This is a genomic window from Rhizobium sp. WYCCWR 11146 (genome assembly GCF_013591995.1).
In the GTDB taxonomy this organism is placed as follows: Bacteria; Pseudomonadota; Alphaproteobacteria; order Rhizobiales; family Rhizobiaceae; genus Rhizobium; species Rhizobium indicum.
In genome coordinates this window covers 164205-177265 of record NZ_JACCEY010000031.1, presented here as the reverse complement: position 1 = coordinate 177265, position 13061 = coordinate 164205, and the positions used below count along the sequence as shown (strand labels likewise).

The window sequence follows — 13061 nt, the reverse complement described above, 5'->3', positions numbered from 1 at the left end:
TGAGGCGGCCCCTGCCGTCCCTTTCGATGAGTGGAAGATGGCATTTTCCATTCGTTCGGATTAGTCTCCAGATCGGGGAACTCGAATTCGGAAAAGCCGAACGATGATCAGGATCGAAGGTATTGCGGCTTTCGTCGCCGTGGTCGAGGCAGGCTCGGTCAGCGAGGCGGCCCGACGCCTGCGGCTGTCCAAATCCGTCGTCAGCGAAAGGCTGGCGGAACTGGAGAAGTCGCTCGGCGGCATGCTGCTGCACCGAACGACGCGCAAGCTCACTTTGACGGAGGATGGCACGGTCTTCCTCGGGCGCGCCGCGCGCATCGTGCGCGAGATCGAGGAAGCCGCAGCCGATATGGCCGAGCGGCGCGGAACACTATCGGGACCGATCCGCATCGCTGCCCCCGTCACCTTCGGCCGCATGCATCTCGGCCCGGCGCTCTATCCCTTTCTTGCCGAACATCCCGAGATCGAACTGACCCTCGATATCGATGACCGACGCGTCGATGCCGCCTCGGACGGTTACGATGCCATCATCCGCAACGGTCCGATCGCCGATAACAGGCTGGTCGCCTGGAAGCTCGCGCATAGCCGCCGCCTTCTCTGCGCCTCGCCGGATTATCTCGCCCGCCAGGGAATTCCCTCGTCGCTCTCTGATCTCGACAGCCATCGCGGCATCTTCTACACCAATCGCGGCGTTGCCGACTGGCGCTTCCAGACGCCAGAGGGTGCGATCGTCGTCCGCGCGAAACTGGCGCTCGGCATCAACAATGGCGACATGCTCCGCGACGCCGCGATTGCCGGGCTCGGCATCGCGCTGCTGCCCGCCTTCATCGCCGGCCCCGCCATCCGCGAGGGCCGGCTTGCCGAAATCGATGTCGGCCACAGGCCGGAGGCCGAATTCATCTACATGGCCCATCCCGAAGGCCGCAATCCCTCCGCCAAGCTTCGCGCCATCGCCGATCATCTGAAGAAGAGCTTCGGCGATCCGCCCTATTGGGATCCGGCGGGTTAATTCATGTACTCAGCAGGCTGATCAAGTTCTCGGTGACCGGCGAGCGATGTGTTTTCAGCATTGCCAGCGCCAGGCGCGCCACGGCCGGCGGTCCCTCGATCGGCCGGTAGGCCACACCTTCGAGCTTGATCTGCGAAATCGAGGCAGGCACGATCGAGACGCCGAGATCGGCCGCCACCAGATTGACGACCGAGGAAATCTGCGGCGCCTCCTGCGCCACGGTCAGCTCGAATCCCGCCTTGCGGCAGGCAAGCACGACATCGTCGTAAAGGCTCAAGCCCACGAGCCGGGGAAAGAGGATGAAGGGTTCGTCCGCCAGCGCCGCAAGCGGCAGGCTGGGGTGCCGCGTCAAGGGATGGCTGGCGGGCAGGGCGATCACCATCGGCTCATCCGGCAGTCGCCGCAGCCGGATGCCGGCGGGATCGTCCAGGCTGGGACGCATGAAGGTGGCGTCGAGCTCGCCGCGTTCCAGCTTCTGCATCAGCGCCAGCGTATTCATTTCCGTCAGCGACAGCTGCACCTCCGGCCAGCGTGCGCGAAAGCGTCGGATCGTCGTGCTGACGATGGGATTGAAGGCGGAGGAGGCAGTGAAACCGAGCGACAGCCGACCGGTCTCGCCGCGATTGGCGCTTTGCGCCGCAAGTTTCGCCTTTTCCGCGGCCGCCAGCGAAGCCTTTGCCTCGCCAAGGAAGGCCGCTCCCGCTGCCGTCAATTCGGCCCCATGCGGCACGCGGTGAAACAGCGCCGCGCCCACTTCCCTTTCCAGGTCGCGGATCTGCTGGCTGAGCGGTGGCTGCCCGATGCCGAGCTTGCCGGCGGCACGGGTGAAATTGCCTTCTTCCGCCACCGCGAGAAAATATCTCAAATGCCGCAGCTCCATCGCCATCTCCAAAACCTATCGAAATCGCCAGTCCCATATATTGGACAAATGGAGCGGCGTTGACTAGATCGGAGGTCGGAAGGATGAAGATATGCCGACGTCAGCGCATGCCGCGAAGACCGCCGAGACAACCGCGATCCTAGGGCAGAAGCACTACCTGACCCGTGGCACCGGCGCCTATCGCCGCGCCAGCCTGGCACTCTTCCTGTCCGGATTCTCCACCTTCTCGCTGCTCTATTGCGTGCAGCCGCTGCTGCCGATCTTCTCGCAGCAATTCTCCGTCAGTCCGGCCGAAAGCTCGCTGTCGCTCTCGCTCTCCACCGGCTTCCTCGCGGTCGCGATCGTCTGCGCCGCCGCGGTTTCGGAAGGTCTTGGCCGCCGCAGCCTGATGTCGATATCGCTGGTCGGCGCGGCATTGCTGACCATCGCCACCGCCTTTGCCCCGAATTGGCATCTGCTGCTCGTCATCCGCGCGCTGCAGGGCCTCGTTCTCGGTGGCGTGCCTGCTGTCGCCATGGCCTATCTCGCCGAGGAAATCGACCCGCGCGGCCTTGGCGCCACCATGGGCCTCTATGTCGGCGGCACGGCCTTCGGCGGCATGTCCGGCCGCGTGCTGACCGGCATCTTCGCCGAATATCTCACTTGGCGCCCGGCGCTCTTCATCATCGGCGCCATCGGCCTTGCCGCCGCGGTCGGCTTCATCGCCCTCTTGCCGCCGTCACGCAATTTCGTCCGCCGGCCGGGCTTCGATCCGCGCTTTCATCTCAAGGCCTGGCTCGGTCATCTGAGCAATCCGGCGCTGCCCTTCATCTTCGCCATCGCCTTCCTGGCGATGGGCTCCTTCGTGACGATCTACAACTATGCCGGTTTCCGCCTTGTGGTGCCGCCCTACGGCCTCAACCAGACCGAACTCGGGCTGATCTTCACCGTCTATCTCTTCGGCATCGGCGCCTCTTCGATCGGCGGCCTGCTCGGAGACCGGATCGGGCATTTTTCCGTGCTTCTCTTCGGTCTGGCGCTCACCGCCGGCGGCAGCGCGCTGACGCTCGCAGCCTCGCTCCCGGCCATCATCCTCGGTATCATCGTACTCACGACCGGCTTCTTCATGAGCCATTCGATCGCCAGCGGCCTTGTCGGCAAGCTGGCGCATGGCACCAAGGGGCACGCCTCATCGCTCTATATGCTCGCCTATTATGTCGGCTCCAGCCTCATGGGTTCGGCGGGCGGCTGGTTCTACGCGGTTGAAGGCTGGGCCGCCGTCGTTATCTTCACCCTTGCCATGCTGGCGCTGGCCTTTGTCTCCGCCTGTCTTGCCCAGCACCTCGCGAGGAGAAAAGCATGATCCGCATAGACCGTCTTGACCATCTCGTGCTGTCCGTCGCCGATATCGCCACCACCTGCGATTTTTATTCTCGCATCCTCGGCATGTCGGTCGAAATCTTCGCGGAAGGCCGAAAGGCGCTGAAATTCGGCAGGCAGAAGATCAACCTGCATCAGGCCGGCCGCGAATTCGATCCCAAGGCGAGACACCCCACACCCGGCTCCGGCGACCTCTGCTTCATCGCCGAGACACAGCTTGCCGATGTCATCGCTGATCTGCAGGCCGCGGGCGTTGCGATCGAAGAAGGTCCGGTCGAGCGCACCGGTGCGACCGGGCGTTTGCGCTCGGTCTATTTCAGAGATCCTGACGGCAACCTCATCGAAGTCTCCAATCTGATCGCCTGACGCGCTGCTCGGCTCCAGCCGATCCGTCGAAGATTTGCGGGTGTTTGCCCAGTTTTGCGACGAGACGATCGTTGCCCTTCATCATTGGAATGACGGCACTCGCGTCAACCAGCTACTTCATTTGAAGAAGTCCAGTTTGGATCACTCCTGCCCAGCAGGCTGTTCTTCCACCGCTGTTGCAAAATCGGCATCGACCGGACCGGCCAGGTCGGCAAGCCAGTCCCAATCATCGGAAATCGGCTCGAGAATGATCGCACGCCCCTGCCGTCGAATGGCGACGCTGTCGCCGTCGAAACGGAATTCCTTGGGGAGCAGGACGGCTTGAGAACACCCCGACCAGAAGATCTTTGCTGTTTCCATGTCATGACTCCCGATGAGATGTGACAACGATATACAGCAATTTTTGATCAACCAAGCCGGATATAGGGCACGTCCTTCTTCGCCACCTCATCGAGCGCCTCCTCGTAACCGGCATCGGCGTAACGCATGACGCCGAGCGCCGTATCGTTGGTCAGTGCATGGTCGAGCCGTTCGTCGGCGGCGTCCGTGCCGTCGGCGATGACGGTGACGCCGCAGCTCGTCATGTAGCCGGCATAGCCGCCGCCGCCGGAATGGACGACCACCAGATCTGCCATCGACGAGCAGAGCATCATCGCGTCAATCAGCGGCCAGTCGGCGATCGCATCCGAGCCGTCCTTCATCCCCTCAGTCATGATATTCGGATGCGCCATGGCGCCGGCGTCGAGATGGTCGCGGGAGAAGGCGACCGGGCCTTTGAGTTCGCCGCTCGCAACCAGCGCGTTGACGCGCCTTGCGAGTGCCGTGCGTTCGCCGTGGCCGAGCCAGGCGATGCGGGCCGGCAGCCCTTCGAAGGGCACATGCTCGCGCGCCAGCCGGATCCAGTTGGTTATGATCTTGTTGTCGGGGAACATCTCGAGCAGCAGGTCGTCGATCCGGGCGATATCGCTCTCCTCGCCTGATAGAGCCATCCAACGGAATGGGCCGATCGCCCGGGCAAACAGCGGCCTGAGATAGGCTTCGGTGAAGATCGGAATGTCGAAGGCATTGGCAACGCCGCCCTCCTTGGCCTGCGTGCGGATCAGGTTGCCGTTGTCGAAGACTTCCGAGCCACGTTTCTGGAATTCCAGCATCGCCGTCACATGTTCGACGATCGAGGCGCGGCTTGCCGCCATCAACTGCCCCTGGCCGTCGTCGCGCAGGCCCTTGACCTGGTCGAGGCTCATGCCCTTCGGCACGTAGCCATAGACGAGGTCATGCGCCGATGTCTGGTCGGTGACGATGTCGGGCACGATGCCGCGTCGGGCGATCTCAGGATAGACCTCCGCCGCATTGCCGACGAGGCCGACCGATAGCGCCCGCTTATCCTTCACCGCCGCATCGATCATCTGAAGGGCGGTGTCGAGATCGGGGGCGATTTCCTGGAGATAACCGATCTGCTGGCGCTTGCGGGCACGCTCCGGATCGATGTCGACACAGAGGATCGCAGCCCCCGCCATGCGGCCGGCGAGCGGCTGCGCCCCGCCCATGCCGCCGAGGCCGGCCGTCAGCACGAACCGGCCGAGGAGATCGCCGCCGAAACGCCGCTCGGCAATGCGCATGAAGATCTCGTACGTGCCCTGGATGACGCCCTGGCTGCCGATATATTGCCAGGCGCCGGCCGTCAGCCCGCCCCAGCAGATCAGCCCCTTGCGCTGCAGCTCGTAGAATACTTCGGCCTTTGCCCATTGCCCGACAATATTGCAGTTCGCCATGATGACCAGCGGCGCCTTGGCATGCGTTCGAACGAGCCCGATCGGCTTGCCGGACTGGATGAGCAGCGTCTGGTCCTCCTCCATCTCGGTCAGCGCCTTGACGATGCCTCTGTGCGCCGCCCAGTTGCGGGCCGCCTTGCCGAGCGCGGCATAGACGATCAGATTGTCGGGATCCTCACCGACGGAGAGCACGTTTTCGAGCAGCCGCAGCAGCGCCTCCTGCCGCCAGCCTTTGGCCCGCAGTTCCGGCCCGCCGGGAATCGGAAATTTCGGATGACGTGGATTGGCCTTCGGCATCGTGGGTTCCTCGTTTTTCTATTTGCTCGGCAGCGATTCCACATAGGCAAGTGCTGCATCGAGCAGACGCCGTCTCAGAGCATCGTCGCCGTAAACTTCGGCATTGCCGCGCACCCAGCCATGCATCACCCGCTCGCCCGACAGCATCTGGATCACGCCTGGCAGAGCCAGCGCCCAGCCGTCATTGCCCTTGCCCAGACGGATCAGCATGCCGTCATGGCGCGCGCAGCAGAGAAGATTGCCATTCAGCATGAAGGCCCAGCCGCCGAACATGGATTTTTCGGCAAGGCCCGGCCGATCGCCGAGTTCCTCACGCATCAGTTCTTCCAGGCCGGGATCGCGCGCCACGGGCTCAGGCCTTCGTTGCCAGTGCATAGCGTGCGATCTCGATCCCCATCGCCTTTTCGACGACGGGATAGACGGTCGGATCGAGCACGCTTGCCGACAGCGGAATGATCTCCATCGGCACATGCAGGATGAAGACATGCATGCCCTCCTGTAGCTGGCCGACGCTAAGCGGCTCGCCCTCCGGTGAAAGCGTGGTGATGACGGCGGGGAAAGTCGCTAGCCGCCCGCCACCCGCGTCGTCCACCGCCATATATTCGTTCATCACATGCAGCGTCACCGATGTTCCGCCCGAGCCGACGATGATCGTGCCGATGTCGAAGGCTTCCTTGGTGTAGACGACGTCCTTGCGGGTGATGACGCCTTCGGCAAGGATATGGCCACCCGTCGTCTTGCAGATCGCGTCGATGACGGCAGATCCGCCGCGCTTCTCCGCCGCGATGATCGCTTCGCCGAGCGCAAGCGCCATCGAGATGCCGCCGAGCGCCGCATGGGTGCGGACATAGGAGGCTCGGAGCGGATTACGGCAGCTGGCGATGAAGCCGCCGGATTGGTCGGCCGCAGCCCGCAGCACCGGCGAGATCTTCGCCGTCGCACCCTTCACCACCAGTTCGATATAACGGTTTTCGGCCCGATTGCCGCCGACAGCGGTTTGGATCATCGGCTCGGGCGATCCGGCCATGCCGATCGAGCCCATGTCGCCCGTCGGATGTGCGCGGATATCGCCGACGGCGTCGACCACCTTGGTGCCGAGGATCGCCGATGGCAGCCAGCCGTTCAGCGTCGAGGACTTGCCGTTCTGGCCGATGATCAGCCCGGACAGCCTTTCGCCCAGCGTCTCCTGCAGCAATTGCACCGCCTTCACATAGTCGATGCCCTGCATTTCCCAGGGGGTCGTGGAGGCCGGCGCGCCGATCGCGGCCGCGGTTGCGATCCACTCCTCGTCCTTCAGCTCGTCGATCGAGACCAGTTCCGGCTTGCCGACATTGACGGCGGCAAGCCCGAGCATCCGGCCGTGATCGGCCCAGCCGCCGCCGCCGGCTGCATAGACGGAGCCGCCCTTGACGGCAGCTTCCACGTCCTTCTCAACGAGTATGCGTCCCATTCGCCCTCTCCTGATTCAAGCTCTTGTCCATTTCGCGCACCGCTTCGAAAAGCACGGCGGCGCCAAGCGCGATATCGTCATTGTCAGCCCATTCGTCGGCCGAATGGCTGCGGCCTTCCCGGCAAGGCACGAAGATCATCGCCGCCGGTGCCACCTTGGCGATCCAGGCCGTATCGTGCCCCGCGCCGGAGGCCATGCGCCTGTGCTTCGCGCCGACCCGCTCGCAGGCAGCCTCCAACGTCGACAGCAGCCCGGCATCGCCAGGCGTCGGCTGATTGTCGGAAATCCGGTTCGGCGCCTTGATCGTCACGCTGTAGGCCCCCGCCAGCTTTTCGACATGGCCGTCGAGCCAGCGGCAGAATGCCTCCATGTCGGCGCGGATTTCGGCACGGCCATCGATCAGCAGCACCACCTTCGACGGCACGACATTGGCGGCATTCGGCTCGATCCGGAATTCGCCGACCGTTGCTGCAAAATGGCCCGGTGTTTTGGCAAGCTCTGCAGCGGCGTTGCGGATGTCGAGCACCAGCTGTGACGCCGCCACCAGCGCATCCGCCCGCCGGTCCATCGGCGTCGTGCCGGCATGGTCGGCTCGCCCTTCGACGGTGATTTCGATGCGGGTGATGCCCGAGATCGCGGTGACGACGCCGATATCCTGCTTTTCGGCTTCGAGCACCGGGCCTTGTTCGATATGAAGCTCCAGAAAGCCGGCTATATCGGGCCTGTTCTGCTGCATCAGCACATCGGGTCTGCCGCCGACCTCGGCGATCCCCTCGGCCAGGTCGCGCCCGTCGCTAACGCGCGAAAGCCAGGCCTCCGGCAGTTGGCCAGTCATGCCGCGGCTGCCGATGCAGGACACGCCGAAGATGCTGACCTCTTCGGCAAGAAAATCGACGACTTCGAGATCGTGATCGAGCTCGATGTCCTGGTCGCGCAACGCCCGCGCCACCTCCAGCGCCGAGATGACCCCGGCAATGCCGTCAAAGCGGCCGCCGTCCGGCACCGTGTCGGAATGCGAGCCGACCATGATCGTGCCGAGCCACGGTTTCCGGCCTGTCCGCCGGCCGATCAGATTGCCGGCGGCATCGATCCGCGTTTCCAGCCCCGCCGCCTTCATCCGCGCTTCGATATAGGCCCGGCCATCGAGGAAGAGCGGCGAGAACGCCCGCCGCGTCCAGGGATGCCCCGGCTCGGTGATCCCGGCCAGTGCCTCGATATCTTCAGCGATCCGGCCGGCATTGACGGGTAGATTGCGACTCATGCTTCAGCTCCCGCAATGACCTGGCGCGGCAGCGGCCGCACGAAGCGGCCGGTGCCGGGCTTGGCCAGCACCTTCGCGCCCTCGGCGATCTTTTCGCCCCTGAGATAGGTGGCGGAAACGGTCCAGGGCAGGCGGATGCCGTTATAGGGGCTCCAGCCGACGACGTTGTTGCCACTCGCGGCGGCATCATAGACACTGTCGCGCGGCTCCAGCACGACGATATCGGCATCCTTGCCCGGGGTCAGCGCGCCCTTGATATGGTCGAGCCGGAAATGCTTCGCTGGGTTCTCCGCCATAAGCCTGGCGGCCCATGTCAGCGGAATGCCGCGTTCCACGGCACCTTTGACGAAAAGCGGCACCATCACTTCGAGGCCGGGAACGCCGGAGGCATTGGCGAGCATGTCGGGATTGGTCTTGCGGTTTTCCGACCAGCTGACGTGATCGGTCGAGACCAGCCAGACATCACCCTCGGCCACCTTCCGCCAGAGCCTCTCCACCTCGGCGCGCGGCCGCACCGGCGGATTGATCTTCGCCTTGCCGCCGAGGCGCTTCACGTCGTTTTCCTCGTCGAGCGTCAGGTAGTGGATGCAGCATTCGACCGTCGCCGCAAAGCCATCGCGGCGATAGGAACGGGCGATATCGTAGCCGCGCCCGAGCGAGCAGTGCACCACATGGGCCGGGCAGCCGGTATTGGCGCCGGTCTCGAAGATCGTATGCATCGCCAGCAGCTCGGTGATCGGCGGCCGCGACAGGCCGTGCGCCCGCCAATCGGTGATGCCGCTCGCCTTCACCTGTTCCATATAGGTGCGCACCGCCTCATCGTCTTCATTGTGCACGCCCGCCGTCAGCCCCGTCGGCGCGATTGCCGCAAAGCAGGCGTCGAGCAGGGCCGGCGGAATGCGCGGAAAGCGCTTGGGATCGGTGCCGAAGGTCGAAAACTTGAAGGCTGCGACACCTGCCTCCACCATTTCACGGATGCGCGCCGGGCCTTCTTCTGGATCGACGGTGCCGTAAAGCGCGAAATCGACCCGCGCCTGCGGGCCGGCATGGTCGATCTTCCGCTTCACCGCCGCTGCCGAGCAGACGAGATTGCCCTCGTCATAGGGCATGTCGACGATGACAGTCACGCCGCCGGCGGCGGCCGAGCGCGTCGACCAGAGGAAATCCTCCTGGTCTTTCTGGGAAAGCGAATGCACCTGCGCGTCGATCGCACCGGGCAGGATCAGCGCTTTTCCGAGCAGATGCCGCTCGCGGCCCGCCGGCGGTACGCCGAGGCCGACCTCAGCGATTTTGCCGTCGCGCACGGCGACATAGCCCTCTTCGACAATGCGGTCCGGCAGCACCACTGTGCCCTGCAGAACGAGATCGAAGTCCATGCTGCTTCCTCCGTAACTGGAAATCAGACTGCTGCCGGCTCGTGATGGGTCAGCCGTTCCTCGATGCGCTCCAGCGAGCCGAGCGCGAAGAAATCGTCGAAGGAGGCGATCGGAACCTGCTCGGTCAGCTTCGTAACGAATTCGTCCGAACCAAGTTCCTCCTCGATCGCTTCTACTTCCGCCGAAAGCGGCCGGTCGACCGTATAGAAATCCGCATGTTTGCGCACGACCGCGTAGAGCATGGCGGCGACACCCTTCGGTTCATCGCCGAGAATATCGATCGCCTGGGCAGACAGCAGCGCCTCGAGCGCTGCAAGGCGCTTCAGCGCCCGCATCTGCCGGTCGAAGCGTTCGATGACGAGCGGCAGGAAGGCTGCCTCGTCCTCCAGCCCGGCTGCGACGACCAGCGACTGGGCCGACACGGGATTGGACATCGACAGCACGCGCGAGAAAATCTCGCCGGCAAGTTTGATGATCGGCCCGAAACCGGTGGCGATCCGCCCCGGCGGCACGAGATTAACCGGCAGGTCGCGCCGCTGGCCATTGCCGAGAATGACGCAGCGGTTGAAGGCGTTGCGCGCCGCATGCGCCATGCAGAGTGCTGCCGATTCGAGCAGGATCGTCACATCGAGCGGCAGCGAGCCCCCCGACGTCATCACCCGGCCTTCGACCACGACGGGATTGTCGTCCGAGCGCCCGGTGGCGGCAAGGATCTTGTGGCCGGTCGATAAGAGGTTTTCGATCACTGCGCCGAACACCTGGGCGATCATGCGCAGGCTGAGCGGATCCTGCACATGCGTGGCCACAGGCCAGTTCCATTCGTCGGAGGCATTGCAGAGCCAGGCGCCGATCAGCGCTTCGCGCGCCGTTCCGACATGCCGGACCGCCTTCCAGGGATCGCGGGAGGCGCCAAGCGCGCCGGCCGCCATCATCGCCGTCGCCAGCAGGACGCGGATCGAGGCCGCGGCGTTGCGGGTCGTTTCCGCTGCCGAGGCAAAGCTCACCGCATTGATGCTGAGCGAGGCGAGGCTGTCGCGCGGCGCCATCCGCATCGGTTCCAGCCCGGCCGCCTGGAAAGCCTCGGCCGCCTGCATCCGGTTGCCGCGATAGATCGCTTCGCCGACACCGGTCAGCACCGCGCCGATCTGTCCCATCAGGCCGATATCCGCACAGCCGATCGAGCCGGTGCGGCGCACGACCGGGATGAGATCGGCCTCGAGCATTCTGATATAGGCCTGGATCAGCTCCGGCGTGCAGCCGACCTGGCCGGTCAGCGCCGTGTTGATGCGGATCGCCATGGCATTGCGCACGATATTGCAGGAAAAGGGTGTGCCGGTGCCGAAATGATGGGCGCGCACCAGGCCGAGATTGAAGGTGTCGAGTTCGTCGGCCGACCACTCCACATCTTTCATGGCGCCGACGCCTGTCGTCGAGCCGTAGACCGGCATGCCGGAGGCAATCGCATCCTCGACGACCTCGCGGGCGATCGCGATGCGGGCCATGCCTGTCGCCGAAGCCGAAATCGCAGCCTTGCCCGCGCCAATCGTCACCATCTCGGCAAAACCGAGCGGTCGTCCGGAAAGTTCGATGCCAAGGCGTTCGTGCTTCATGTGCCTATCTCCTTAAAAGTGAGACTAAGCGAGCCCTCCGTCATATGGGATATCCCAAATGCCGAACACAGCATGTTTTTGGCAGGCGGTCAGCTCAGCATCCAGGCAATATAGAGAAGCGTCAATGCGATGACCCACAAAGCAATCTTGGCCGAGCGGTTGTGCCGCGCTTCGGCCTTGCCGATCGCCTCCGCCGTCTCAGCATCGAAGCGCAGCCCGTGCTCGCTCATATGCAGCAGCTGATGGTGGAATTTTTCGGTCTTTGCTGCGATTTCCGGCACGGCTTCGGCGAGCTTGACCGCCGCCTTCAGCCCGTCCTTGAGATCGGTGGCGATCCGCTTCGGACCCAGATTGGTGCGGATCCAGTCGCCGACGACAGGCTCGGAGGCCTTCCACATGTTGAAGCGCGGATTGAGCATGCGCGATACGCCTTCGACCACGACCATGGTCTTCTGCAGCATCACCAGCTCCGGCCGCGTCGCCATGTCGAAAAGTTCGGTCACTTCGAACAGCAGCGTCAGCAGCTTGCCCATCGAGATCGTCTCGGCCGGCTGTCCATGGATCGGCTCGCCGATTGCCCGGATCGCCTGGGCGAAGCTCTCGACATTGTGGTGACCGGGCACATAGCCGGCCTCGAAATGCACCTCGGCGACGCGGATATAGTCGCGGGTGATGAAGCCATAGAGGATTTCGGCGAGGAACCGCCGCTCCTTCTTGCCCAGCCGCCCGACGATGCCCATGTCGACGGCGACGATCATGCCGCCCGCATCGACGAAGAGATTGCCCGGATGCATGTCGGCATGGAAGAAGCCGTCGCGCAGCGTGTGGCGCAGGAACGACTGGATCAGCGTATCGGCAAGCAAGTTGAGGTCGTGGCCGGCAGCGCGCAGGCCCTCGACATCGGACATCCGCGTGCCGTCGATCCACTCCATGGTGATGACGTCGCGCCCGGTGCGCTCCCAGTCGACCTTCGGCACGCGGAAACCCGGGTCCTTTTCGGTATTTTCGGCGATCTCGGAAAGAGCGGCCGCCTCCAGGCGAAGATCCATCTCCACCTTCGTCGTCTGCTCCAGTGTCTTCGTCACCTCGACCGGCCGCAGCCGCCGGCTGGACGGTAGGAAACGCTCCTGCATATGGGCAACGAGATACATCGCCTCGATGTCATGGGCAAAGCGCTGGCGCACGCCGGGCCGCACGATCTTGACGGCAACCTTCTTCCGGCCCTCGGCACTATCGACCTCGGCCGGATGCACCTGCGCGATCGAGGCGGCGGCGATCGGATCGCCGAAGCTTGCATAGAGCTCGCTGATCGGACGTCCGAGCGAGCCTTCGATATTGGCCTTGGCGGCTGCCGAGGGAAAGAAGGCCATCCGGTCCTGAAGCTGCGACAGGTCATTGGCGAATTCGACGCCGACGACATCCGGCCGCGTCGCCAGGAACTGCCCGATCTTCACATAGGAGGGACCGAGCCGCTCGACAGCCTGGGCCAACCGGTCGCTGCGCTTTTGATGCCGCGCCTTGCTTCGCTCGAAAATCGTGACGAAGGATTTGGCGAGCACGACCGGAGGCGGCAGCCCTTCGGAAGGAAGGGCTGACACGACACCCTCACGCACGAGCACCCAGCCGACGCGCCAAAGGCGGAAATATGCGCCGAAAGTACTCATGCAGGCTGGCCTGCTTG

12 protein-coding genes are annotated in these 13061 nt (G+C 64.1%); 3 read left to right on the top strand and 9 right to left on the bottom strand.

The window, feature by feature from the left end; translation table 11 throughout:
• Positions 1-103 precede the first annotated feature (103 nt).
• Complete coding sequence (locus HX899_RS25195; protein WP_138332263.1) at positions 104-1009, top strand: LysR family transcriptional regulator; 906 nt, start codon at positions 104-106, stop codon at positions 1007-1009.
• Position 1010: 1 nt separating this feature from the next.
• On the opposite strand, the gene HX899_RS25190 is transcribed toward HX899_RS25195, so the two are convergent.
• Positions 1011-1889, bottom strand: a complete 879-nt coding sequence (locus HX899_RS25190) for a LysR family transcriptional regulator (protein ID WP_181293684.1) — start codon at positions 1887-1889, stop codon at positions 1011-1013.
• Positions 1890-1980: 91 nt separating this feature from the next.
• Here HX899_RS25190 and HX899_RS25185 point away from each other — a divergent pair, with 91 nt between their 5' ends.
• On the top strand, positions 1981-3231 hold the full coding sequence (locus HX899_RS25185) for an MFS transporter (protein ID WP_181293683.1): 1251 nt from the start codon (positions 1981-1983) through the stop codon (positions 3229-3231).
• Complete coding sequence (locus tag HX899_RS25180) at positions 3228-3614, top strand: VOC family protein (protein ID WP_181293682.1); 387 nt, start codon at positions 3228-3230, stop codon at positions 3612-3614. Before HX899_RS25185 ends, HX899_RS25180 begins: the two co-directional genes overlap by 4 nt.
• Positions 3615-3755: 141 nt before the next feature.
• On the opposite strand, the gene HX899_RS25175 is transcribed toward HX899_RS25180, so the two are convergent.
• From HX899_RS25175 to ubiB, 8 genes are all read right to left on the bottom strand, one after another.
• Positions 3756-3974: an antitoxin gene (locus HX899_RS25175; RefSeq protein WP_181293681.1), complete on the bottom strand. Its 219-nt coding sequence runs from the start codon at positions 3972-3974 to the stop codon at positions 3756-3758.
• Between the two features lie 47 nt (positions 3975-4021).
• Positions 4022-5683, bottom strand: coding sequence for a urocanate hydratase (locus HX899_RS25170; protein ID WP_181293680.1), 1662 nt, complete (start codon positions 5681-5683; stop codon positions 4022-4024).
• An 18-nt stretch (positions 5684-5701) separates the two neighbouring features.
• Entirely contained in the window at positions 5702-6031 is a 330-nt protein-coding gene (locus HX899_RS25165; protein ID WP_018070036.1) for a TfoX/Sxy family protein, read from the bottom strand.
• 4 nt (positions 6032-6035) lie between these two features.
• Positions 6036-7133 (bottom strand): DUF917 domain-containing protein, encoded by a 1098-nt coding sequence (locus HX899_RS25160; RefSeq protein ID WP_138332270.1) that lies wholly within the window; start codon positions 7131-7133, stop codon positions 6036-6038.
• Positions 7114-8394, bottom strand: a complete 1281-nt coding sequence (locus HX899_RS25155; protein WP_181293679.1) for a Zn-dependent hydrolase — start codon at positions 8392-8394, stop codon at positions 7114-7116. Before HX899_RS25155 ends, HX899_RS25160 begins: the two co-directional genes overlap by 20 nt.
• The gene (locus HX899_RS25150) at positions 8391-9770 is read right to left on the bottom strand and encodes a dihydroorotase family protein (RefSeq protein WP_181293678.1); all 1380 of its coding nucleotides are present in this window, start codon (positions 9768-9770) and stop codon (positions 8391-8393) included. The genes HX899_RS25155 and HX899_RS25150 overlap by 4 nt, the downstream gene beginning before the upstream one ends.
• 23 nt (positions 9771-9793) lie before the next feature.
• Positions 9794-11380 carry an aromatic amino acid lyase gene (locus HX899_RS25145; RefSeq protein ID WP_181293677.1) on the bottom strand — a complete coding sequence of 529 codons (1587 nt, stop codon included), beginning with the start codon at positions 11378-11380 and terminating at the stop codon, positions 9794-9796.
• A gap of 89 nt (positions 11381-11469) precedes the next feature.
• Positions 11470-13044 carry a 2-polyprenylphenol 6-hydroxylase gene (ubiB, locus tag HX899_RS25140; RefSeq protein ID WP_181293676.1) on the bottom strand — a complete coding sequence of 525 codons (1575 nt, stop codon included), beginning with the start codon at positions 13042-13044 and terminating at the stop codon, positions 11470-11472.
• Between the last annotated feature and the right edge of the window lie 17 nt (positions 13045-13061).

What these genes read in the sequence shown, in the direction of transcription:
- HX899_RS25195 (WP_138332263.1), top strand. Translation starts at nt 104, where the DNA reads ATGATCAGGATCGAAGGTATTGCGGCTTTCGTCGCCGTGGTCGAGGCA.
- HX899_RS25190 (WP_181293684.1), bottom strand. Translation starts at nt 1,889, where the DNA reads ATGGAGCTGCGGCATTTGAGATATTTTCTCGCGGTGGCGGAAGAAGGC.
- HX899_RS25185 (WP_181293683.1), top strand. Translation starts at nt 1,981, where the DNA reads ATGCCGACGTCAGCGCATGCCGCGAAGACCGCCGAGACAACCGCGATC.
- HX899_RS25180 (WP_181293682.1), top strand. Translation starts at nt 3,228, where the DNA reads ATGATCCGCATAGACCGTCTTGACCATCTCGTGCTGTCCGTCGCCGAT.
- HX899_RS25175 (WP_181293681.1), bottom strand. Translation starts at nt 3,974, where the DNA reads ATGGAAACAGCAAAGATCTTCTGGTCGGGGTGTTCTCAAGCCGTCCTG.
- HX899_RS25170 (WP_181293680.1), bottom strand. Translation starts at nt 5,683, where the DNA reads ATGCCGAAGGCCAATCCACGTCATCCGAAATTTCCGATTCCCGGCGGG.
- HX899_RS25160 (WP_138332270.1), bottom strand. Translation starts at nt 7,133, where the DNA reads ATGGGACGCATACTCGTTGAGAAGGACGTGGAAGCTGCCGTCAAGGGC.
- HX899_RS25155 (WP_181293679.1), bottom strand. Translation starts at nt 8,394, where the DNA reads ATGAGTCGCAATCTACCCGTCAATGCCGGCCGGATCGCTGAAGATATC.
- HX899_RS25150 (WP_181293678.1), bottom strand. Translation starts at nt 9,770, where the DNA reads ATGGACTTCGATCTCGTTCTGCAGGGCACAGTGGTGCTGCCGGACCGC.
- HX899_RS25145 (WP_181293677.1), bottom strand. Translation starts at nt 11,380, where the DNA reads ATGAAGCACGAACGCCTTGGCATCGAACTTTCCGGACGACCGCTCGGT.
- ubiB (WP_181293676.1), bottom strand. Translation starts at nt 13,044, where the DNA reads ATGAGTACTTTCGGCGCATATTTCCGCCTTTGGCGCGTCGGCTGGGTG.